The sequence below is a fragment of the Streptomyces sp. NPDC028305 genome (assembly GCF_055569495.1).
This window is the reverse complement of record NZ_JBVHTN010000004.1, coordinates 217,973-237,575: the sequence shown is the minus strand read 5'-3', so window position 1 is coordinate 237,575 and position 19,603 is coordinate 217,973. Positions and strand designations below refer to the sequence as shown.

Annotated in this window: 19 protein-coding genes; 10 read left to right on the top strand and 9 right to left on the bottom strand. The window is 70.0% G+C overall.

Annotated features, from left to right (window positions below):
- Position 1: 1 nt before the first annotated feature.
- Positions 2 to 1,309, bottom strand: a complete 1,308-nt coding sequence (locus tag ACZ4WQ_RS17335; RefSeq protein ID WP_398371029.1) for a lipase — start codon at positions 1,307 to 1,309, stop codon at positions 2 to 4.
- Positions 1,310 to 1,476: 167 nt separating this feature from the next.
- Positions 1,477 to 2,328, bottom strand: coding sequence for a serine protease (locus ACZ4WQ_RS17330; RefSeq protein ID WP_398371027.1), 852 nt, complete (start codon positions 2,326 to 2,328; stop codon positions 1,477 to 1,479).
- A 183-nt stretch (positions 2,329 to 2,511) separates the two neighbouring features.
- Between ACZ4WQ_RS17330 and ACZ4WQ_RS17325 the strand changes: the two genes are divergently transcribed.
- The 3 genes from ACZ4WQ_RS17325 (at position 2,512) to ACZ4WQ_RS17315 (ending at position 7,194) form a co-directional block, all read left to right on the top strand.
- Entirely contained in the window at positions 2,512 to 3,870 is a 1,359-nt protein-coding gene (locus ACZ4WQ_RS17325) for a M14 family metallopeptidase (RefSeq protein ID WP_398371024.1), read from the top strand.
- Between the two features lie 122 nt (positions 3,871 to 3,992).
- Positions 3,993 to 5,186 (top strand): hypothetical protein, encoded by a 1,194-nt coding sequence (locus tag ACZ4WQ_RS17320; RefSeq protein ID WP_398371022.1) that lies wholly within the window; start codon positions 3,993 to 3,995, stop codon positions 5,184 to 5,186.
- 193 nt (positions 5,187 to 5,379) lie between these two features.
- Positions 5,380 to 7,194, top strand: a complete 1,815-nt coding sequence (locus ACZ4WQ_RS17315; RefSeq protein ID WP_398371020.1) for a protein kinase domain-containing protein — start codon at positions 5,380 to 5,382, stop codon at positions 7,192 to 7,194.
- Positions 7,195 to 7,236: 42 nt separating this feature from the next.
- Here the strand turns inward: ACZ4WQ_RS17315 and ACZ4WQ_RS17310 are convergent, their stop codons facing one another.
- Positions 7,237 to 7,965 carry a dienelactone hydrolase family protein gene (locus tag ACZ4WQ_RS17310; protein ID WP_398371018.1) on the bottom strand — a complete coding sequence of 243 codons (729 nt, stop codon included), beginning with the start codon at positions 7,963 to 7,965 and terminating at the stop codon, positions 7,237 to 7,239.
- A gap of 110 nt (positions 7,966 to 8,075) precedes the next feature.
- Between ACZ4WQ_RS17310 and ACZ4WQ_RS17305 the strand changes: the two genes are divergently transcribed.
- The gene (locus ACZ4WQ_RS17305; RefSeq protein ID WP_398371016.1) at positions 8,076 to 8,417 is read left to right on the top strand and encodes a hypothetical protein; all 342 of its coding nucleotides are present in this window, start codon (positions 8,076 to 8,078) and stop codon (positions 8,415 to 8,417) included.
- On the opposite strand, the gene ACZ4WQ_RS17300 is transcribed toward ACZ4WQ_RS17305, so the two are convergent.
- On the bottom strand, positions 8,384 to 8,656 hold the full coding sequence (locus ACZ4WQ_RS17300) for a MerR family transcriptional regulator (RefSeq protein ID WP_398371816.1): 273 nt from the start codon (positions 8,654 to 8,656) through the stop codon (positions 8,384 to 8,386). The genes ACZ4WQ_RS17305 and ACZ4WQ_RS17300 overlap by 34 nt on opposite strands.
- A gap of 109 nt (positions 8,657 to 8,765) precedes the next feature.
- Here ACZ4WQ_RS17300 and ACZ4WQ_RS17295 point away from each other — a divergent pair, with 109 nt between their 5' ends.
- Positions 8,766 to 9,101 carry an ArsR/SmtB family transcription factor gene (locus tag ACZ4WQ_RS17295; RefSeq protein ID WP_311726219.1) on the top strand — a complete coding sequence of 112 codons (336 nt, stop codon included), beginning with the start codon at positions 8,766 to 8,768 and terminating at the stop codon, positions 9,099 to 9,101.
- A complete protein-coding gene (locus tag ACZ4WQ_RS17290) occupies positions 9,101 to 9,787 on the top strand; it encodes a cation efflux transmembrane domain-containing protein (RefSeq protein WP_311726220.1) in 687 nt (228 codons plus the stop codon). Before ACZ4WQ_RS17295 ends, ACZ4WQ_RS17290 begins: the two co-directional genes overlap by 1 nt.
- Positions 9,788 to 9,821: 34 nt before the next feature.
- On the opposite strand, the gene ACZ4WQ_RS17285 is transcribed toward ACZ4WQ_RS17290, so the two are convergent.
- Positions 9,822 to 10,679 (bottom strand): alpha/beta fold hydrolase, encoded by an 858-nt coding sequence (locus ACZ4WQ_RS17285; protein ID WP_398371014.1) that lies wholly within the window; start codon positions 10,677 to 10,679, stop codon positions 9,822 to 9,824.
- 76 nt (positions 10,680 to 10,755) lie between these two features.
- Here ACZ4WQ_RS17285 and ACZ4WQ_RS17280 point away from each other — a divergent pair, with 76 nt between their 5' ends.
- The 3 genes from ACZ4WQ_RS17280 (at position 10,756) to ACZ4WQ_RS17270 (ending at position 14,047) form a co-directional block, all read left to right on the top strand.
- On the top strand, positions 10,756 to 11,343 hold the full coding sequence (locus ACZ4WQ_RS17280) for a CGNR zinc finger domain-containing protein (RefSeq protein WP_398371012.1): 588 nt from the start codon (positions 10,756 to 10,758) through the stop codon (positions 11,341 to 11,343).
- 117 nt (positions 11,344 to 11,460) lie between these two features.
- On the top strand, positions 11,461 to 13,419 hold the full coding sequence (locus ACZ4WQ_RS17275; protein ID WP_398371010.1) for a ricin-type beta-trefoil lectin domain protein: 1,959 nt from the start codon (positions 11,461 to 11,463) through the stop codon (positions 13,417 to 13,419).
- Between the two features lie 85 nt (positions 13,420 to 13,504).
- Positions 13,505 to 14,047 carry a GNAT family N-acetyltransferase gene (locus tag ACZ4WQ_RS17270; RefSeq protein WP_398371008.1) on the top strand — a complete coding sequence of 181 codons (543 nt, stop codon included), beginning with the start codon at positions 13,505 to 13,507 and terminating at the stop codon, positions 14,045 to 14,047.
- Positions 14,048 to 14,161: 114 nt separating this feature from the next.
- Here the strand turns inward: ACZ4WQ_RS17270 and ACZ4WQ_RS17265 are convergent, their stop codons facing one another.
- The 4 genes from ACZ4WQ_RS17265 to ACZ4WQ_RS17250 all read right to left on the bottom strand — a co-directional run bounded on the left by ACZ4WQ_RS17265 (position 14,162) and on the right by ACZ4WQ_RS17250 (position 18,105).
- Positions 14,162 to 15,634 carry a GntP family permease gene (locus ACZ4WQ_RS17265; protein ID WP_398371006.1) on the bottom strand — a complete coding sequence of 491 codons (1,473 nt, stop codon included), beginning with the start codon at positions 15,632 to 15,634 and terminating at the stop codon, positions 14,162 to 14,164.
- A 188-nt stretch (positions 15,635 to 15,822) separates the two neighbouring features.
- Positions 15,823 to 16,236 carry a RidA family protein gene (locus ACZ4WQ_RS17260; RefSeq protein ID WP_311726225.1) on the bottom strand — a complete coding sequence of 138 codons (414 nt, stop codon included), beginning with the start codon at positions 16,234 to 16,236 and terminating at the stop codon, positions 15,823 to 15,825.
- A 28-nt stretch (positions 16,237 to 16,264) separates the two neighbouring features.
- Complete coding sequence (locus ACZ4WQ_RS17255) at positions 16,265 to 17,098, bottom strand: IclR family transcriptional regulator (RefSeq protein WP_398371003.1); 834 nt, start codon at positions 17,096 to 17,098, stop codon at positions 16,265 to 16,267.
- Positions 17,095 to 18,105, bottom strand: a complete 1,011-nt coding sequence (locus tag ACZ4WQ_RS17250; protein ID WP_385340649.1) for a sugar kinase — start codon at positions 18,103 to 18,105, stop codon at positions 17,095 to 17,097. The genes ACZ4WQ_RS17255 and ACZ4WQ_RS17250 overlap by 4 nt, the downstream gene beginning before the upstream one ends.
- A 196-nt stretch (positions 18,106 to 18,301) precedes the next feature.
- Between ACZ4WQ_RS17250 and ACZ4WQ_RS17245 the strand changes: the two genes are divergently transcribed.
- Positions 18,302 to 19,600, top strand: coding sequence for an amino acid deaminase (locus ACZ4WQ_RS17245; protein ID WP_398371001.1), 1,299 nt, complete (start codon positions 18,302 to 18,304; stop codon positions 19,598 to 19,600).
- Positions 19,601 to 19,603: the final 3 nt, after the last annotated feature.

The following is a 19,603-nucleotide window of genomic DNA, read 5'->3' as shown; positions in this document are numbered from 1 at the left end:
GCTAACGCAGTTCGTCGAGCCAGCGCACGATGGCCGCGGTGCCCCGGACGTTGGACCCCAGGTGGCGGGAGCCGTTGTAGTCGACGGCTCCCAGGTCGACGACCGGCGCGGCCACTCCGTGGCGGGCGAGGGCCGTGCGGCAGTGGGCGGTGTTGGCGACGGTGGCCTGCTCGTCGCCACTCGCCATGTAGAGGCGTGTCGGCACGCGGGGCGCCCAGTCGCACACGTCGTCGGTGGTGCGCAGGGCGGCGGCCATGGGGCCGGTCGGGTGGGCGAGGAGGTCGCGGCCGTGGGCGGTGAGCAGCTTGTCGAGGGTGGCCGGGGTGCCCTCCATGAGCTGCCGGCCGGTGTGCGCGCCGTCGAACAGCGCCTCGACGGTGTCGGCGTACGGCGCCTGGAACACTTCGGCCGGGCTGTCGTAGAGGTGGTGCAGCCGGTTGAAGGCGACCAGGGTGTAGGCCGCGTACAGGACGCTCGACTTGGGTTCCAGCTCGCCGGCGAGCAGCGCGGGCAGCTCGGCGCCGCCGAAGTCGTACGCCCCGCTGACCGGGGCCAGCGCGCCCAGCCGGAACCAGCCGTCCTCACCCGACTGGAGGGCCCGGGCCAGGCCCAGGGCGGCCGAGGCGCCCTGGGAGAAGCCGGTGACCGCCACCTCCCGGTCCAGGGTGCGGCCGGTGCCGGTCACGAAGGCGCGGGCGGCACGCAGCATGTCCAGGGACGCGGTGGTCTCGGAGGGGACGTCCATCCAGGGGTGCGGTCCGGGGCCGACGCCCATGCCGAGGTAGTCGGGGGCGATGCCCGCGTACCCGGCGGAGGCGTAGGTGATCGGCGGCGCGGGCAGGAAGCCGCCCGTCTGCATCGACGGCGAGTCCGTCTTATGGCTGCCGGTGCCATGCGTGAAGGACACCGGGCGCAGCCGGCTCCCGCCCCCGCGCGGCAGGACCAGCAGCCCGCTGGCGGTGGTGGGACGGCCGTGCGGGTCGACCGTGCGGTACACCAGTCGGTAGGCGTCGACGCCGTACCGGACCGTGTCGGCGTCGAACTCGGCGGAGGTCAGCCAGGCGGTGACGTCCTCGGGCTTCTCCAGCGAGTAGAGGAAGTCGGCGGAGACCAGGGCACCCCGGCCGGACCGCGACGCCGCGTCGGCCTTCGCCCCCGCCGCCCCCGTGGCCGTCGTGCCGCGGGGGGCGCCGGGCGCGGCGGCCACGGCCGGGGCGGCGGAGCCGGCCAGCAGCAGCGCGGCGCACAGGGCCGCCGCCCGGGTGCCGGCCCTGGCGCCTGTTCGGGTGCGGCGTGTCGAGTTGCGCATGAGGTCCCCGTCTCCCTGCTCGACGATCAACGATGAGGACCTCAGCCTTGCGCAGGGCTCCCCCGGGACGCACTGGTGCCGACCCCCGGGTTCATGATGCGCCCGGCCCCCGGTCCGGCCTCGGGAAATCCCGAGGCCGGGGCGTACCGGGGACCGGCACGTCTGGGCTAGGGCTTGGGCAGCTCACACCCCGCCAGGCTCAGATTGATCTTGTTGCCGGCGGCGACGCACTTGGTGATGCCGTACGTCTCCTGGGCGTAGTTGATGCCCTGGCGCACCGTCACGTTCCCGCTCGCGTCGACCTCGCACGGGTTGTTCAGGGTGCACCGCCCGCCGCTTTCGTTGCCCGTGTTGTTGACGGCGACGACCTTGCCGGTGGCGGAGTCGACAACGGGCGAGCCCGAGGTTCCCCCGATCGTGTTACAGGCGGAGGTGTAGCGGACCGAATCCTTCCAGGTCCATTCATCCTCTTTAAGACGGTAGACAAACCCGTCGATATTGCAGGAGTAGATCCGCTTCCAGTAGCCGGAGACCACGTTGATGCCAGTGCCCTGGACCGGGTGGCTGTCCGACAGCTGTAGCGCCTTGATGCCGTACGTCTGCTGGATCTGGGCGTACGTCGAGCTCAGCTGGTACAGCGACACATCGGTGTCGGTCATGGTCGCGTACGCGATCTTGGTGGCCCGGAGCGTGCCGACGCCGCTGCCGGAGCTGTTGAGCAGGGTGAAGCTCCGGGTGGAGGCCCGGTCGACGATCACCTGTCCGGCGCCGGGCATCCCGGTCTCCAGGCAGTGGCCGTTCGAGAGCACGAACGCCGGGTCGCTGTCCGCCGAGTTCGGCATCCGCACCACCGAGCCGGAGCAGTTGCTCAGCGCCACGGTGCCCGCGAAGTCGACCGCCTTGACGCGGGTCGCGTTCGACGTGTCCGGGGCGGCCGCGGCCGGGGTGACGCCGGCGGTCGCGAGGCCCGCGCCGCCCAGCAGCAGCGCGGACAGCGCACCGATCAGGGGTCTGCGCATGTGGTTCCCCTCCCATGACGAGGCTTCGGACCACGCCGCGACCGGTCACGTCGCGGCGGCTCGGCCCGGAGCCGCACGAATGTTCTCTCGGCTTCGACCATTTCCCACCCTTGACCATGTCATGCGCATGGCCGAACACTGGCGCAGCAGTCGCTCGCCTCAGACCACCCCCCAGGAGAATTCATGCGACTACGCATTCGCGGCAGAAGGGCCACCGCCCTCACCGCCCTGCTGACCCTCGCCCTCGCGGCGCCCGTCGCGGCCCAGGCCGACGGCTCGGGCTCCGCGCCCAGGGCAGCCGCCGCGGCCGCCGCCACCGCGGCCGACGCCTCGGCCGACGAGAGCGTGCGGCAGTACGAGATCTCGGGCCCCGCCACCCCGGCCGAGCGCTCCTCCATCGCGGCCACCGGCGTCTCCATCGACGAGGCGGACGCCCGCTCCGTCGTGGTCACCGCCGACCCGGCCCAGGCCCGCAAGCTGCGCTCGCTCGGCTATGAGCTCAGCCCGCTGGCCACCCCGCCGGCCCGTACCGAGGGCCGGGCCGTCAAGCCCTTCGACTTCCCCTCCGCGGACGCGAAGTACCACAACTACGCCGAGGCCACCGCCGAGATCAACGCCGCGGTCGCCAAGTACCCGAACATCCTGAGCAAGCGGGTCATCGGCAAGTCGTACGAGGGCCGGGACATCGTCGCGCTGAAGATCAGCGACAACGTGGCCACGGACGAGGCCGAGCCCGAGGTGCTGTTCACCGCCCACCAGCACGCCCGCGAGCACCTCACCGTCGAGATGGCGCTCTACCTGGTGCGGGAGTTCACCCAGGGCTACGGCAGCGACACCCGGGTCACCAACCTGGTCAACAGCCGCGAGATCTGGATCGTCCCGGATGTGAACCCGGACGGCGGCGAGTACGACATCGCCACCGGCTCCTACCGCAGCTGGCGCAAGAACCGGCAGCCCAACTCCGGCTCCTCCAACGTCGGCACCGACCTCAACCGCAACTGGGACTTCAAGTGGGGCTGCTGCGGCGGCTCCTCCGGCTCCACCGGCTCCGAGACCTACCGCGGCCCCAAGGCCGAGTCGGCCCCCGAGGTGAAGGTCGTCGCGGACTTCGCGCGCAGCCGCGTCGTCGGCGGCAAGCAGCAGATCAAGGCCGCCATCGACTTCCACACCTACAGCGAGCTGGTGCTGTGGCCGTTCGGCTGGACGTACGACGAAACCACCACCGGCATGACGCGGGACGACTACGACGCCTTCGCCGCCGTCGGCAAGAAGATGGCCGCGAGCAACGGCTACACCCCCGAGCAGTCGAGCGAGCTGTACATCACGGACGGGGCGATCGACGACTGGCTGTGGGGCGCCCAGAAGGTCTTCGCGTACACCTTCGAGATGTACCCGACCTCCAGCGGCGCGGGCGGCTTCTACCCGCCCGACGAGGTGATCGACCGGGAGACCGCCCGTAACCGCGACGCGGTGCTCCAGCTCTTGGAGAACGCGGACTGTATGTACCGCTCCATCGGCAAGGAAGCGCAGTACTGCGCCTGAGCCCAGGCCGTACGGCACGAAGCGGGCGCCGTCCCGGCGGGGAGACCCGCCGGGACGGCGCCTCGCGAATGAGGTGGGGTGCGGGTGCGCCCCCTTGTCCGGCCGGAACGTAGGTTGTCAAGATGGTCGCCATGCAGGGGGAAACAGCAAGGCGCATCATTTCTGAGCAGGAACTGATCGTTCGCGAGCTGCTATGGAAGGAGCTGCGCAGGCGTGGCGCGGAAGCCGATAGACTAGCGAAATCTCTGGCGAGATGGGAAGAAAGTAAGACATTTTTTGGCGGCCGCCCAAAGCCTGGAGTTCTTCGCCAGATCGACACCGCCCACCAGTGGCTGATGACCAACAATCCGTTTCCGTACGGAATTTCCTATCACCTTCAGGATAGGGTAATCAGCCGCGTCACGGACCTGGAGGCAACCTCGCGGCAGGATACCCCAAGCGATTGCACTGCCCTCCGGGAAAGTTACATTCAAGGAATGGGCTTCCCCGAGAATCCATATCATAGAAGGGTGCGCTCCTGGCTCTGGACCTTCGCGAGCGCAACTCTGAAGGATCCTCTTTCTCGCTCTGCGCACCCTCTAATTTCCGCGCCAGTGGAAGCACCCCCTCGCCATGGCCGTCTCAATCAAGGAATGCTGGCCAGGCTCGTGATCGAAGACGTCGGGCAACAAATAGATGCGGGCCGGGCTCTCGAAGGGTCCCTGGATGAGGAACCTTTGCGGGTTGTGTGGTCATGGTGCTCGGAGTCCTGGGGGGTGCTCCGCGCATTCGCAGACGACGTTCCATCAGAATTCTGGCGTTTGGTACGCGACGTCGGCGTCTGCAAGAGCCCGGTGTTTCCTGATCCGGCAGCCTTAAGTCAAGCATATTTGTCTCTTGGTTTGTCTTACCTAGAAGAGGTGCTGGAACGAATGCCGGACTACGCCGAAGCATCTGGTCAGGCGGCGCCGGAGCCGCGCGTCTCATTCGCGATCAGCGGAGGGACCTTCCACGGCGTTCAGTTTGCCGCCCAGATCGCCAACATCGAGTCGACTATTGCTGGAGTCGCGAATCAAAGCGGCACCGATGCGGCAGAAGCGCTCAAAGCACTTCAACAAGCCGTCCTGAGCCAACCCAGTTTGGAGGACTCTGAACGCCAAGACCTCCTCGACAACGTCGAATATCTGGCTACCGCTGCGAACACTCCTCCCGAGCATCGGAAACGCGGGCTCATCTCGGCTGCACTCCTCGCGCTGACGACAGCAGCAGCAACCGGAGGCCACTTGCAGGGGGTTATGGACACATGGGGCAGTGTGCTGCAAGGCATCCTCCCCTGAACCACGCTCCCGAACGCTGGGAGATACGGCCACCCGGCGGCGGGCGGGCGACCAAAACCCCAGCCGGGGCGCTGGGGTCCGGGCCGACACGTACCACCCGCCTTCGATCGACCACCTGACCCGCTCCACGACGTCTATCCTCATCCGGGTTGCGCGTTGACCAGGCGAGGATGGCAGGGGGAGCCAAACCATCATGAGCGGCACGAACGGGGACGGACCCGACGAGCGGGACGACTATGTCGATGGGGGTGTCAAGCCGCTCGCGGTGAGCGACCCGACGCGCATCGGCCCGTATCTGTTGCTCGGTCGGCTTGGTGCCGGCGGCATGGGGCGGGTGTTCCTCGCGCGATCGGACAGCGGTCGGACGGTGGCCGTGAAGGTGGTGCACGAGGAGCACGTGTCCGACGAGCACTTCAGGGCGCGGTTCCGGCGGGAGATCGAGGCGGCGCGGAGGGTCGGGGAGCGGTACACGGCGCCGGTGCTCGAGGCGGGTCCGGGCGACGAACCGCCGTGGGTCGCCACGGGGTACGTTCCCGGGCTCTCGCTTGAACAGGTCGTGCGACGGCACGGGCCGTTGCCGACGGCGACTCTGCACGCTCTGGCGGACGGGCTGCTGAAGGCGCTCAAGGACATTCACGGCGCCGGGATCGTGCACCGCGATCTGAAGCCGTCCAACGTGATGCTCACCGTGGACGGCACGAAGGTCATCGACTTCGGGATCGCGCGGGCTCTGGAGTCGTCCGTCGAGTCCTTGTTGACCAGTACGGGGATGGTCGTCGGGTCTCCTGGGTTCATGTCGCCTGAGCAGGTGCGCGGGCAGCGCGCGGGGGTCAAGAGCGATGTGTTCACCCTCGGGTGCGTGCTGACGTATGCGGCGACCGGGCAACTGCCGTTCGGGAAGAGGGCGGCTAATCAGCACGCGGTGATGTTCGAGATCGTGGAGGGCGAGCCCGATCTGACAGGGGTCGGGGACGCCTCGCTGCGGGCGCTCATCGCCCGTTGTCTGGTGAAGGACGTCGCTCAACGACCGGACGTAGACGCCTTGCTGGAGGACCCCGAGCGAGTGCGTCCCGCCGCCACGCGCGGCGCCTGGCTGCCTGCCGGTGTCGTCGCGCACCTCGCGCGGCAGTCCGCGCGGCTGCTCGACGCCGAGGCGGCGCCGCTGCGGGAGGAGTCCACGGACCTGGCGACCATCGGGCTGCGGCCGAAGAACGGGCCTCCCGAAGCCGTCCCGGCCGTCCCGGGCGCCGGAGCCACGAAGCGAGAGCGGGAGCCCCGTCGGCGCCGCAGGCTCATCGCGCTGCCCATCGTCGTCGTCATCACCGCCGGCGGCGGCACGGTCGCCCTGCTTCAGCCCTTTGGGGGTGACGACGGGGGCGGAACGCATGCCCAGTCACCGAGCAGTGGCGCGAGTTCCGCTCCTGGGGGCAGCACCTCGCCCAGCGCGCTTAACAGTTCACCTTCCAAGAGAGAAAAGAAGAAGAGCGGGGACGACGGCAAGAAGGGGAAGGAGACGGACAAGCCGAACGCCCAGACGAGCAGCCGTAGCTCCGGGTCGTCGGATGGTGACGGCGGCAGCAGCTCATCCAAAGACGACAGTGGTTCCGGCAACGGCAGGTCCGGCTCTTCTTCGGGCTCGGACGGCGGAAACTCGTCTGCCGGCGGAGGAGGTTCATCCGGCTCCAGCGGCACGTCCTCCGGCTCACGGCCGCCCGCCATGAAGAGCTACAGGCTTGATTACACCAACTCCTGTGTTGGCGCGTGTGACATGCCGCTCAAGGTGAGCTGGTCGGCGATCTCCCGAGCGACCAGGTACGACATCCACTACACCAACAAGGGCAGCAACTACACGCAGAAGAACGTCAACACGGTCTACTCCACCGGGAGCACCAGCTACACGATCAAGGGCCCGTTCTCCGGTGACGAAATCTGCGTCACGGTGCGCGCGGCCAACACCTACGGCGCCTCGGCCTGGGCGGAGACCTGGTGCGGCACAGTGCCCTACTAAGTGCCGCATCAGGTCGGACACGCCGGACCGAACGCGCCGGCGTCAGCTCAGATGCCGGGCGAAGAACTTCACCGAGCTGTCCACCTCGAAGGACGGCACATCTCCGTGCCTGCCGGGGTTGGCGTGCAGCGTCTTCTCCGCCGAGGCCAGGGCGTCGAACAACGCCAGGCTCTGGTCCCGCGGCACCATCTGGTCATCCCACTGGACCAGGAACTGCACCGGCACGGTGATCCGCGCGGCGTCTTCGGCCAGCCCGTGCACGCCGAGCAGACCCAGCACCGCGGCGCGGATCCGGGGCTCTGCGGCGATGAGAGGTATGCCGAGCCCGCAGCCCATCGACATACCGCAGTAACCCACCGGACCGACGCCGACCTGGTCGAGGCGCTGGACCGCGGCCAGAACCGCCTGCCAGTCCGCGACAGCCCGACCGGCCAGATAGCTGTGCATGCCGGCCACCAGCGCGCCCGGATCCGTACCGGCGGCCATACCGGCCCGCATCTCGTCCGCGATCCGGCCGAACTCATCGTCCTGGGGACGGTCGCCGTGGTTCGGCGCGTCGATCGCGACGACCGCGAAACCCTCGGCGGCGTAGCGACGCGCGCGGGACACATTGCCGGGGGCCGTCTTATGCTGCCCGCCGCCGTGGCCCAGCAGAATCAGGGGACGAGCGCCGCAGGCGCCATCCGGCGTCCACAGCACGCCGGGGATCTCGTCGAGGGTGAAGAACTGCTCGGTGACGCCGTCCGACGACGTCTGGGAGGTGAAGCGCATCAGCGTTTCAGGCCTTTCGGGATGCCTTGTGCGGGCACTCCCTAAACCATGCAAAGGAGGGAGCCCCGACCTGTCACAGCGTTGATCGGTCTCACCTCCTCGAATTCGTCATGGTGCACGGCGGCGCCGAAGGTATCACAAAGATCATCACGCGCGCCTCACGGCGACCCCGCAGCGCTACGGGGCGCAGGAGCGTCGCCCTGGCCGTCGCCTTCGTCGTACGAGGGCAGGCGGGCGCCCCTGCGTCAGGCAGCCGGGCCGAAGACCTCGGTGAGCAGGGCGATCCCCTCGGCGGGGGCGCGCACCCGAAGGTGCAGGACGGGGCCGTCGAGGTGGAGGCGGAAGTCGAAGAACGGGCAGCATCGCTGTTCGGCGGCGGCCAGCGCCGCGATGTCACCGGCGCGGTCGGCGGGCAGGGTCAGCCGGATGCCGTCTTCGGTCTCCTGCCGTAGGGCTCCGTCGACCAGCCGTCGCCACTGGGCGGTGCGCTCGGCGAGACCGCCGTTGTCCAGGGAGCAGCCCCCAGGTGCTTGGCCGAGCCGATGAACGCCAGGCGCTCGACGGCCTCCTCGCCGTAGAGGCGGTAGTCGGCCGGGGACCGGTCGGCGGCCAGCAGCCCGGCGCTCTCGTAGTACCGCAGCGTCGTGGCCGGGACGCCGGAACGCTCGGCGAGCTGGGAGATCCGCATCATGCTCACACCGCCGACGGTAGACCTTCGACCCGGCTCGAAGGTCAAGGGCCTTGGACCGGGCATTCAATCCAGGATTGCCTGAATTCAGGATCGCGTGTACTCTCATGATGTGCTGACCGTTGCCCCCGACATCGAGGTGCTGGCCCGGTTCGGCCGCGCGCTCGCCGACCCGATCCGCTGCCGCATCCTGCTCGCCCTGCGCGATGCCCCCGCCTACCCCGCCGATCTCGCCGACGCCCTCGGCATCTCGCGCACCCGTCTGTCGAACCACCTGGCGTGCCTGCGCGACTGTGGCCTGGTCGTCACCGTGCCCGACGGCCGCCGCACCCGCTACGAGCTCGCAGACGAACGCCTCGGCCACGCGCTGGACGACCTGCGCACCGCTGTGGTGGCCGTCGCCACCGACCGCACGTGTGTCGACGCCGAGGCCAAGGGGTGCTGCTGATGACCGCGATATCCCTTGGGCCGTCCCCCGCCCGCCGCGACGCGCTCACCCGCCGGATACGGCTGCTCGTGGCCGCGACCATCACCTACAACGTCATCGAGGCGGTCGTCGCCATCACCGCCGGCACACTCGCCTCCTCCACCGCGCTGATCGGCTTCGGCCTGGACTCGATCATCGAGGTGTCGTCCGCCGCCGCGGTCGCCTGGCAGTTCTCCGCCGCCGAGCACCACGTGCGCGAGGCCCGCGAGAAGACCACCCTGCGGATCATCGCCGTCTCGTTCTTCGCGCTCGCCGCGTACGTCACCGTGGACGCCGTCCGCGCGCTGGCCGGAACCGGCGAGGCGGAAGGCTCCATCCCCGGCATCGTGCTCGCCGCACTCTCCCTCGCCGTCATGCCGTTCCTGTCCGCCGCCCAGCGCCGCGCCGGCCGCGAACTCGGCTCCGCCAGCGCGGTCGCCGACTCCAAACAGACCCTGCTCTGCACATACCTTTCCGCCGTGCTGCTGGTCGGCCTGGTGCTCAATACCACCCTCGGCTGGTCCTGGGCCGACCCGATCGCCGCTCTGGTCATCGCCGTCGTCGCCGTGAAGGAAGGCCACGACGCCTGGCGGGGCAAGGGCTGCTGCGCGGCCCCGGCCACCTCGGACACCTCTGCCTGCCACGCCGGTTGTGACTGCTGCGGCTGACCGCCTGTCAAGCCGTTCGGCACTGATGCACCGATCAGCCGAGGAACGTCCGCAGGTGGGCCAGGAGGGCGTCGGGACGTTCCTCGGGGATGAAGTGGCCGCAGTCGGGGATCTGGGCGCCGGTGACGTCGTCCGCGTACTGGCGCCAGATGTCCAGGGTGGGCAGCCGGGCGGGTAGGCCGGCCGAACCCCACAGGGCCAGGACGGGCATGGTCAGGCGGCGGCCCGCGGCGGCGTCCTCGTCGTCGAGGGCGAGGTCGCGTTCCTGGGCGCGGTAGTCGTCGAAACCGGCGCGGAGCGCGCCGGGGCGGGAGAACGCGCGGACGTAGGCGTCGACGGCGTCGGGGTCGAGTCCGTGGCGGTTGTAGGTCCAGCGCTCGAAGAAGTACTCCAGGTAGGCGCGGACGTTGTTCCCGACCAGCAACTCGGGGAGATCGGGCTGCATGTGGAACAGCCAGTGCCAGTAGCCGAGGGCCACGGAGGCGTCCAGGCGGCGGAACATCTCCCGGGTGGGGATCACGTCGAGTACGGCGAGCCGTTCGACCTGGCCGGGGTGGTCCAGGGCCCAGCGGTGCGCGACCCGGGCGCCGCGGTCGTGGCCGACGACCGCCGCCCGTTCGAACCCGAGCTGCCGGACCAGTTCGGCGATGTCCGAGGCCATCAGCTGCTTGTCGTAGCCGGTGGCGGGCTTGTCGCTGAGGCCGTATCCGCGCAGGTCGGGGGCTACGACGGTGTGGCCGGTGGCGAGTTCGCCGAGCACCGGTCGCCAGCACAGCGCGGTCTGCGGCCACCCGTGGAGCAGTACGAGCAGCGGCCCCGAGCCCGCGCGCGTGTAGTGCAGCCGGACCCCGTTGACCTGGGCGACGCCTGTGGTCACCGTCTCTGTGCTCATGGCCGTACCCTTCCGCTTCGCGCTTACTAACCCCCATAGGAGGTTAGTACCGCGACGAGCAGTGGACAATAGAGCCATGACGACGGATGACGAATGGCTCTGGTACGGCGGACGCGTGTGCCTGGACTTCGTCAACACCCTCCGCGACCGGTGGCTGGCGCTGCCCCGGGAGACGCTTCGCGAGCCGGCCGACCTGGTGCGCTGGCTGCGGGGCGTCGATCTGCTCGCCGACGGGGCCCACGGGGCGTCCGAGTCCGCGCTGCGCTCCGCGGTGGCGCTGCGTGAGGCGATCGACCGCGCGGTGCTGTGCGCGGTCGACGGTGAGCTGCCGACACCTGCCGACATCACCGTGATCAACCAGGCGTCGGCTGCGGCACCCCGTCCCGTACCCCAACTGAGCGTCAGGGACGGTCAGTTGGAGTCGGGCCGCGCTCCGCATGCCGCCGATGACGCGGCCGGGGGGCTCGGCCTCGTGGCTCAGGACGCGATCGAGCTGCTGCTCTCCCCGGAGCTACGTCGAGTCCGTATCTGCGGCTCCGAGCGCTGCGCCCTGCGCTTCGTGGACCGCTCGCCCGCGCACAACCGCCGCTGGTGCTCGATGACCCGCTGCGGGAACCGCACCAAGGTGCGGCTCCACCAGGCCCGCTCACGCGCGCGTGACTGATCGGCGGGACCGGCCGTCGGCCACCTGATGATCGAGGTATTTTACGCTGGTCCACGGTAGTTGGCTGGCCGTGCGTAGTCACGCGTATGCCACAGGTGTTGAAAGGGAGGGAATCGCGTGGCGGGAATACGGCCGCTGAATCCGGGAGATCCGCGTGATATTGCAGGTTACGCGCTCCAAGGGCGGCTGGGGGCGGGCGGAATGGGGACGGTGTTCTTATCCGCCACACGGGGCGGGCAGCCGATCGCTCTGAAGGTGGTGCATCCCGAGTTCGCCGAGGACCCGAAGTTCCGGCAGCGGTTCGAGCAGGAGGTGCGCTCCAGCCGGCAGGTGCGGGGCCGCTACATCCTGCCGGTCGTGGACAGCAACACGGGAGGGCCCGTGCCCTGGCTGGCCACCGAGTACGCCCCGGGCCTCTCGCTCGCGGCGGCGGTGGCCACGCACGGACCGCTGCCGACAGACGCGGCCCTGCGGCTGATCGCGGGCGTGGCCCACGCGCTGGAGGCCATCCACGCGGTGCAGGTCACCCACCGGGATCTCAAGCCGGGGAATGTCATCCTGGCGCCGGGCGGCCCCGCCGTCATCGACTTCGGGATCGCGCGGGCCGCCGAGGCCACTCCGCTGACCGGCACCGACGTGCGCATCGGCACCCCCCTGTACATGGCTCCGGAGCAGCTCAGGGGCGCCGCTCCGGTGACCCCGGCCATCGATGTCTTCGCGCTCGGCCTGACCGCGTATGTCGCCGCGACCGGGGTCCACCCCTTCGGGGAGGGGCCGGGCCCGGCCGTGCTCTACCGCATCGATCGCGAAGAGCCCGACCTCACCGCCTGCCCGGCGGAAATACGGCCCGTCATCAGCCGCTGCCTGGAGAAGGACCCCGAGGCGCGGCCCACGCCCGCCGAGGTGGTGGCCCTCTGCCGGGATGCCGGGGCCAGGCTCGGCCTGACCGAGGTGCTTCCCACCGCCGGGTGGCTGCCCCCGGCCTTCCTTCCCGCGCCCGCGCCCGCGCCGCCCATATCGCCCATGCCACCTCAGCCTTCGGCCCAGACGGTCTCCTCGCCGCCCATACCCGAGAGAACCGTCTACGACCCGCAATCCGCGACGCGGCCCGGGACTCCCGGGAGGCGCCGACTGGCCATAGGCGTTGCAGCGCTCGCCGCCGTCGCGGTCGCCGCCCTGCTCATCTGGCTCCCGAACCGAGGCGGCGACGGGGACGACGGCGCCTCCCCGAACTCCTCGCAGAAATCCTCATCACAGAAAACCCCATCGCGGGATACCTCACAGGAAAAGACGTCCCCCGCGAACCCTCCGGCGAACGCCGCGGCACCTCCAAAAGAGTTGGACTCGACCGTAAAAACATTCACCAACGCGGCGACCGGACGTTGCCTGGACAGTAACGGCGACGAAGAAGCTTACGCATTCGACTGCAATGGCGGCGGTTACCAGAAATGGACCGCGTCCGGGAAGAGGTTCAGTCTGCGTGATGCGGCGAGCGATATGTGCTTGGGCAGTGACGATGCCGGTGAGCTGAGCATGTCGACATGTGATCGCAACGATCAGCAGAGATGGAACATATCCAACAAGTCAGTACTGCGCAATGCGGCGACTGATCTCTGCCTGGACGGCGACGACGACGGCACGTTGCGCACGATCGAATGCGATAGCAGCGATCGCCAGAAGTGGAACATCTCCGGCGAAAATTCCGTGCTGCGCAATGTGGCGACTGATCGCTGCTTGAGCGGCAGCGGCTCCGGCGGCCCGCACTTGGGCGACTGCTCCGACAATGGGAGCGGGGACGGGAAGTGGAACATCTCCGGGGAAGAGATCGAACTGCGCGATGTGGCGACTGATCTCTGCTTGGACAGTAACGAATCCGGCCAGGTGTACACGTATTCATGCAATGAAGGCGATTATCAGCGGTGGGATATCTCCGGCGACAGTTCCACTCTGTACAACATGAAGACTCGTCTCTGCCTGGAGGACTCCAACTCCCCTTCGGAGACCAACGGCTATCAGCTGAAAACGAGCGAGTGCGATGAAGGCGACGATCAGCGATGGACTGCCGCCTCACCGTAGTTGCACAACTCCCGTTGTCCACGGGCGTGTATCGAAGTGCCTGGTGCGGATGGCGGAGAGCCCATCTGTGATCCAGAATGATGGGATGGTCACGCTTGAGACTCCCCGTTTGATCCTGCGTCGCTGGCGCGAGGAAGACGTTGCGCCCATGGCTGCCGTCAATGCCGACCCCGAGGTCATGCGGTGGATCCGTGACGGCAGCGTCCGTGACGAACAGCAGACTCGCGGCGGGATCCAGGCATGGGAGAGCGAGTGGGAGTCACAGGGCTTCGGCCTGTTCGCCGTGGAAATCCGGTCCACTGGCGAACTGGCCGGGTTCACCGGCCTTTCGGTGCCCACCTTCTTGCCGGAGGTACTGCCGGCGGTTGAGGTCGGCTGGCGGCTGGGACGTTCCCACTGGGGGCAGGGCTTGGCCACCGAGGCCGCTGCGGCCGCTGTACGGTTCGGGTTCGAAGAGCGAGGGCTGGTGCGGATCGTCAGCATCGCTCAAGTGGGCAACGACGCCTCCGAACGGATCATGACCAAACTGGGGATGCATCCGGTCCGAGAGACCGTCAATCCCACCTGCGGTCGGCGAGTACGGGTGTTCGAGTTGTCGTCGGACCAGTACGTCACAACCGCTCGTTGATCGCGGAAACGAGGACGGTGGCCTCGTAGCGGGCCGCGAGTTTGTCACGAACCAAGGTCATCCCACTAACAAGATCTACTTTCGATACACGCCTCAGCTGGGAGCGCACAGTTCCTAGACGACCAGGCTGAGCAGCCCCGCGACCACGAAGCCCGCCACCGACAGCACCGACTCCAGCACGGTCCACGACTTGAGCGTGTCCCGCTCGGAGATGCCGAAGTACTTCGCGACCATCCAGAATCCGCCGTCGTTGACGTGCGAGGCGAAGATCGAGCCCGCCGAGATGGCCATGATGACCAGCGCCAGATGCGCCTGCGCGTAGTGGCCCTCGCTCAGCATCGGAGAGACGATGCCCGCCGTGGTGACGATCGCGACCGTCGCCGAGCCCTGCGCGACGCGCAGCACCACCGAGATCAGCCAGGCCAGCAGGATGACCGGCAGGCCCGCGCTGTCGAAGGCGTCGGCGAGCGCCTGGGCCACGCCGCTGCCCTTGAGCACCGCGCCGAAGACCCCGCCCGCGCCCACGACGAGCAGGATGTTGCCGATCGGCTTGAGGGAGGCGGTGGAGACGGTCTCCAGGGACTTGCGGGACCAGCCGCGCCGGATGCCCAGCAGGTAGTAGGCGAGCAGCAGGGCGATGGTCAGCGCCACGAAGGGGTGGCCGAAGAACTCGATCACCGAGCGGCCGGTGCTGGGGTCCAGCGCGATGGAGGAGAACGTCGCGCTGAGGATGAGGACCAGCGGGGTGCCGATGATCGCGAGGACGGTGGAGACCGGCACCGGCCGCTCCGCGGGCGTGGTGCCCGCGGCGCGCTGCTCGGCGGCCACGGCCGCCTTGGCCTCCTCCGCCGCCTCCAGCATGTCCTGCGGCACGGGGACGAAGAGGCGGTTGCCGATCCACGCGGCGTACGCCCAGGCGGCGAGCACGGAGGGGACGCCGACCAGGATGCCCATCAGGATGACCCAGCCCAGGTCGACGTGGAGCAGCCCGGCCGCGGCCACCGGGCCGGGGTGCGGGGGCAGGAAGGCATGGGTCATGGACAGACCGGCCAGCATCGGCATCGCGTACAGGACGATCGACTTGCCGCTGCGCTTGGCGGCCGCGTAGACGATCGGCGCGAGGACGAAGATTCCGACGTCGAAGAAGACCGGTATGCCGAAGATCAGACCGGTCAGGCCCATCGCGAGCGGGGCGCGCTTCTCGCCGAAGAGACCGAGCAGCCGGGCGCTCAACGCCTCGGCGCCGCCGGAGACTTCGAGGATCGCGCCGAGCATGGTGCCCAGGCCGATGATGATGGCTATGTGCCCGAGGATGCCGCCCATACCGGACTCGATGAGCGAGACGGCGTCGGACTTCTGGACCGTGCCGAAGAGTTCGGTGACCGACAGGCCGGCGGCCAGGCCCACCGCGATGGACACGCCCAGCAGCGCGACGAAGGGCTGTAACCGGGCCTTGATGATGAGGAAGAGGAGTAAGGCGATGCCCAGGGCGGCGACGGTCAGCAGACCGGCGGTGCCGTCGATGATCGCGAGGAGACCACCGGTGTGGGGCGGGGTCTCGGCAGCGGGGGCGGCCGTGAGCGGCATGAGGAACTCCGGTTTCCGGGTAGGGGGTACCGCCGCGCGGCGGGGGGCCGCGCGCGGGGGAACTGGAGGTGCCGGTGCGGAGGTTCAGAACGCTGGATTTCGACGACGGTGGCGCGTGCGGTGGGCGGAGGGAGTACGGCGGAGTGCGGCGGGCGGGCGGGGCGTGCCCCGCCCGCCTCGGGCGTGCGTCAGCCGAGGACGGCCAGCGCGTCGATCTCGATGAGCAGCCCGGCGGGGAGGCCGACGTAGACGGTCGTACGGGCCGCCGGGGCCTCCTTCAGGTCCGCGAAGAAGTCGTTGTAGATGTCGTTGAGCTCGGCGAAGTGGGCGGTGTCGGTGAGGTAGACGCGCACCATCACCACGTCCTCCCAGCTCGCCCCGCCCGCCTCCAGGACGGACTGCACATTGCGCAGGGTCTGGAGGGTCTGCTCGCGCAGCGTCGGCCCGACGGGGGCGGGGGCCTGGCCGGGGACCGCGGGGCCGAAACCGACCTGCCCGGCGACCTGGAGGATGTTGCCCTTCTTCACGCCGTGGGAGAACTTGGCGGGCGGCGCGGTGTGGGTGTCCGGGGTGATCGCGATCTTCTGGAGCTTCTCGCTCATGGGTCGATTCCCTTGGTTCGGCGGGCGGTTACTTGTCTTCGGGGTCCGGCACGTCGCGATCCGGCACGTCGGGGTCCGGCACGTCGGGGTCCGGCACGTCGGGATCCGGCACGTCCGGCGGGGCGCTTCCGGAGTACGCGCGGCTGATCGCCTCCGCCGTGCGGCGCACCAGCGGCAGCAGCGCGAGCAGCTCCTCGGCCGTGACCACGACGTTCGGCGCGGAGACCGAACACGCGGCGACGACCCGCCCGTCCACCCCCCGGATGGGTGCCCCGACGCAGTTGATCGACTCCTCGTGGCCGCCGAGGTCGGTGGCCCAGCCCTGTTCCCGCACGGTCGCCAGCTCCTTGAGGAACGCGGCGGCGTTCGGGGTGGAGCGCGGGGTGTAGGCGGGGTACGGCAGCCGCTCGGCCACCGCGCGCCGCTCCGCCTCGGGCAGGTCGGCGAGCAGCAGCTTGGCGACGGCGGCGACGGTGATCGCGACGGGCTTGCCGATGCGCGAGTACATCCGGACCGGGTAGCGGCTCTCCACCTTGTCGATGTAGAGCACCTCGTTGTCCTCGTACACGGCGAGGTGGACGGTGTGCCCGCACCGCTCGTTGAGCTCGACCAGATAGGGGTGGGCGATCTCGCGTACGTCCAGGTTCTCCGCGGCCTGCTGCGCGAGCGCGAAGAGGCGGGCGCCGAGCCGGTAGCGCTGGTCCTCCTGCCGGTAGACCATGCCGTGCTCGTGCAGGGTGCGCAGCAGCCGCAGCGCGGTCGTCTTGTGCACGCCGAGCCGCGTGGCCACCTGCTCCAGATTGGCCGGGCCCTCCGCCAGCAGCGGCAGGATGCTCAGCGCTCGGTCGACGGTCTGGCTCATGGGTCGGTCACCACCTCCGCGCGTACGGTCCCGGTGTCCGTCCAGCCGGGGCCGAGTCGCAGTCTGCCCCACGCGCCGGGGTCGAGGGCGGCCAGGCGGTCGGCGTGCTCGCGCGAAGGCGGGGTGCCCAGGTCGCCGGGGACGGTGAGGGCGGCGGCCGCCATCAGATGGCCGTGGCGCAGCCGCTCCGCGACGGGCAGCCCGCGCAGGGTGCCCGACAGAAACCCGGCGGCGAAGGCGTCGCCCGCGCCGACGGACGCGACCACGTCCACGTCAAGGGCAGGCTCGAAGGTGACCTCGTCCTCCCCGCCGTCCGGCTGCCGGGCGTACGCGGTGGCGCCCGCGCTGCCCTGCTTCACCACCAGCACCCGCGGCTCGGGCAGGGCCGCCCGGACCGCCTCCGCGCCGTGCAGGCCCCAGGCGATCTCGGCCTCGTCCTCGCCGACGAAGACGAGGTCGCAGCCGCGGGCGAGGTCCAGCAGGCGCTCGCTGTCCTGGCCGCGCCACAGTGCGGTGCGGTAGTTGACGTCGAACGAGACGAGGGGGCGGCCCGGGGCGGGGGCGGTGAGCTCCCGCATCAGGGTGTGGCAGTCGGCGGAGAGGGCCGGGGTGATCCCGGTGAGGTGGAGGACGCGGCCCGACCACGCCGCCTCCCGGGGCACCAGGCCGGGGGACATGGCCGAGGCGGCGGACCCGGCCCGGTAGTAGACGACCTCGGAGAGCGGCTGCCCGTCGCCTTCCCGCTCCCGCTCCCCCGCCGTACGGAAGTAGATGCCGGTGGGGCGGTCGGGGTCGCGCTGGACGCGGGAGACATCCACGCCCGCGGCGGCGATCTCCGCGACGAGGTGGTCCCCGAAGCCGTCCGCGCCGACGCGGCTGATCCACCGGGCGGTGTGCCCGCCGCGCGCGAGCCCGCAGGCGACGTTGGACTCCGCGCCGCCGATCCCCCGCGAGAACGCGGGCACGTCGGCGAGCCTGCCCGGCCGGGACGGTCTGAAGGTGACCATCGACTCACCGAGGCACACGACGTCGACGTGGAGGGCTGCGGACACGGCGGGGCTCGCTCCTTGCTGTGGGCTCTGGCGCCTTCCGGGGGGTGGCGCGCACCGTTGACCGGGTGCTTGGCGGGATGTTAGACAGCGGTAAGCGCCATACGCAATGAGCGTTGCACATGTTGCAGCACGGATCCGCATGGGAGGCTCCATGGCCGTCGACCACGCCGCCGACACGCCCGGCTCACCCGTCGGGCGCCTCGCCCACGAGCGCGTCGACCACCGCTTCAAGGGCCTGCCCCCGGACGCCGAGGGCCGCACCGTCGGCGAGCTGGCCGCCGAGCGCCGCTCCCTGTTCACCGGCGGCTTCACCACCCCCGTCCTGGCGCTCTCCGCCGAGGCCCTGGAGCACAACCTCGCCGTCATGGAGCGCTACTCCACCGCCCACAGGCTGGCCTTCGCCCCGCACGGCAAGACCTCCCTCGCCCCCCAGCTCTTCGAGCGCCAGCTCGCCCACGGCGCCTGGGGCATCACCGCCGCCGTCCCCGGCCATGTGCGCATGTACCGCGCCTTCGGCATCCAGCGGATCTTCCTCGCCAACGAGGTCGTGGACGCCGCCGCGCTCCGCTGGCTCGCCCGCGAGCTGGACGCCGACCCCGAGTTCCGCTTCATCGCGTACGTCGACTCCCCGCGCGGCGTCGAGCTGATGGACGCGGCCCTGCGCGAGGCCGGCGCCCGCCGCCCCCTCGACGTCGTCGTCGAACTCGGCGCGGGCCCCGGCGCCCGCACCGGCGCCCGTACGGAGGCCGACTGCGCGGCCGTCGCCGACGCGGTGGCGGCCACCGGGACCCTGCGCCTGGTCGGCGTCGCCGGTTACGAGGGCGAGGTGCCGAAGCCGGACGGCGAGCGGGTCCGGGCCTGGCTGCGCCGGCTCACCGCGCTGGCCGTCGCGTTCGACGGGGAGGGCCGGTTCGCGGACGCGGACGAGATCGTGGTCAGCGCGGGCGGCAGCGCGTGGTTCGACGCGGTCGCGGACGTCTTCGCGGAGCTGCCCGAACTGTCCGGCCCGGTCCTGAAGCTGCTGCGCTCCGGCGCGTACGTCTCCCACGACGACGGCCACTACCGCCACATCACCCCCTTCAACCGCGTCCCCGACGAGGGCGCCCTGCACCCGGCCTTCCGCCTCTGGGCCCAGGTCGTCTCCCGCCCCGAGCAGGGCCAGGCCTTCCTCAACGCGGGCAAGCGCGACGCGGCGTACGACCTCGACCTGCCCGAGCCCCAGATCATCCGCTCCCCCGACGGCACCGAACGCCCCGCCACCGGCCTCACCGTCACCGGCCTGTCCGACCAGCACGCCTGGCTCGCGGTCGAGGAGGGCACGTCCCTGGAGGTCGGCGACTGGGTGGCCCTCGGCCTCTCCCACCCGTGCACCAGCTTCGACAAGTGGCAGCTGATCCCGCTGGCCGAGGCGGACGGCACGGTCACGGACTACATCCGCACGTTCTTCTGAGCG

Coding starts and splice junctions, on each gene's coding strand:
- ACZ4WQ_RS17335 (WP_398371029.1), bottom strand. CDS start 1,309: ATGCGCAACTCGACACGCCGCACCCGAACAGGCGCCAGGGCCGGCACC.
- ACZ4WQ_RS17330 (WP_398371027.1), bottom strand. CDS start 2,328: ATGCGCAGACCCCTGATCGGTGCGCTGTCCGCGCTGCTGCTGGGCGGC.
- ACZ4WQ_RS17325 (WP_398371024.1), top strand. CDS start 2,512: ATGCGACTACGCATTCGCGGCAGAAGGGCCACCGCCCTCACCGCCCTG.
- ACZ4WQ_RS17320 (WP_398371022.1), top strand. CDS start 3,993: ATGGTCGCCATGCAGGGGGAAACAGCAAGGCGCATCATTTCTGAGCAG.
- ACZ4WQ_RS17315 (WP_398371020.1), top strand. CDS start 5,380: ATGAGCGGCACGAACGGGGACGGACCCGACGAGCGGGACGACTATGTC.
- ACZ4WQ_RS17310 (WP_398371018.1), bottom strand. CDS start 7,965: ATGCGCTTCACCTCCCAGACGTCGTCGGACGGCGTCACCGAGCAGTTC.
- ACZ4WQ_RS17305 (WP_398371016.1), top strand. CDS start 8,076: ATGGTGCACGGCGGCGCCGAAGGTATCACAAAGATCATCACGCGCGCC.
- ACZ4WQ_RS17300 (WP_398371816.1), bottom strand. CDS start 8,656: ATGATGCGGATCTCCCAGCTCGCCGAGCGTTCCGGCGTCCCGGCCACG.
- ACZ4WQ_RS17290 (WP_311726220.1), top strand. CDS start 9,101: ATGACCGCGATATCCCTTGGGCCGTCCCCCGCCCGCCGCGACGCGCTC.
- ACZ4WQ_RS17285 (WP_398371014.1), bottom strand. CDS start 10,679: ATGAGCACAGAGACGGTGACCACAGGCGTCGCCCAGGTCAACGGGGTC.
- ACZ4WQ_RS17280 (WP_398371012.1), top strand. CDS start 10,756: ATGACGACGGATGACGAATGGCTCTGGTACGGCGGACGCGTGTGCCTG.
- ACZ4WQ_RS17270 (WP_398371008.1), top strand. CDS start 13,505: ATGGTCACGCTTGAGACTCCCCGTTTGATCCTGCGTCGCTGGCGCGAG.
- ACZ4WQ_RS17265 (WP_398371006.1), bottom strand. CDS start 15,634: ATGCCGCTCACGGCCGCCCCCGCTGCCGAGACCCCGCCCCACACCGGT.
- ACZ4WQ_RS17260 (WP_311726225.1), bottom strand. CDS start 16,236: ATGAGCGAGAAGCTCCAGAAGATCGCGATCACCCCGGACACCCACACC.
- ACZ4WQ_RS17255 (WP_398371003.1), bottom strand. CDS start 17,098: ATGAGCCAGACCGTCGACCGAGCGCTGAGCATCCTGCCGCTGCTGGCG.
- ACZ4WQ_RS17250 (WP_385340649.1), bottom strand. CDS start 18,105: ATGGTCACCTTCAGACCGTCCCGGCCGGGCAGGCTCGCCGACGTGCCC.
- ACZ4WQ_RS17245 (WP_398371001.1), top strand. CDS start 18,302: ATGGCCGTCGACCACGCCGCCGACACGCCCGGCTCACCCGTCGGGCGC.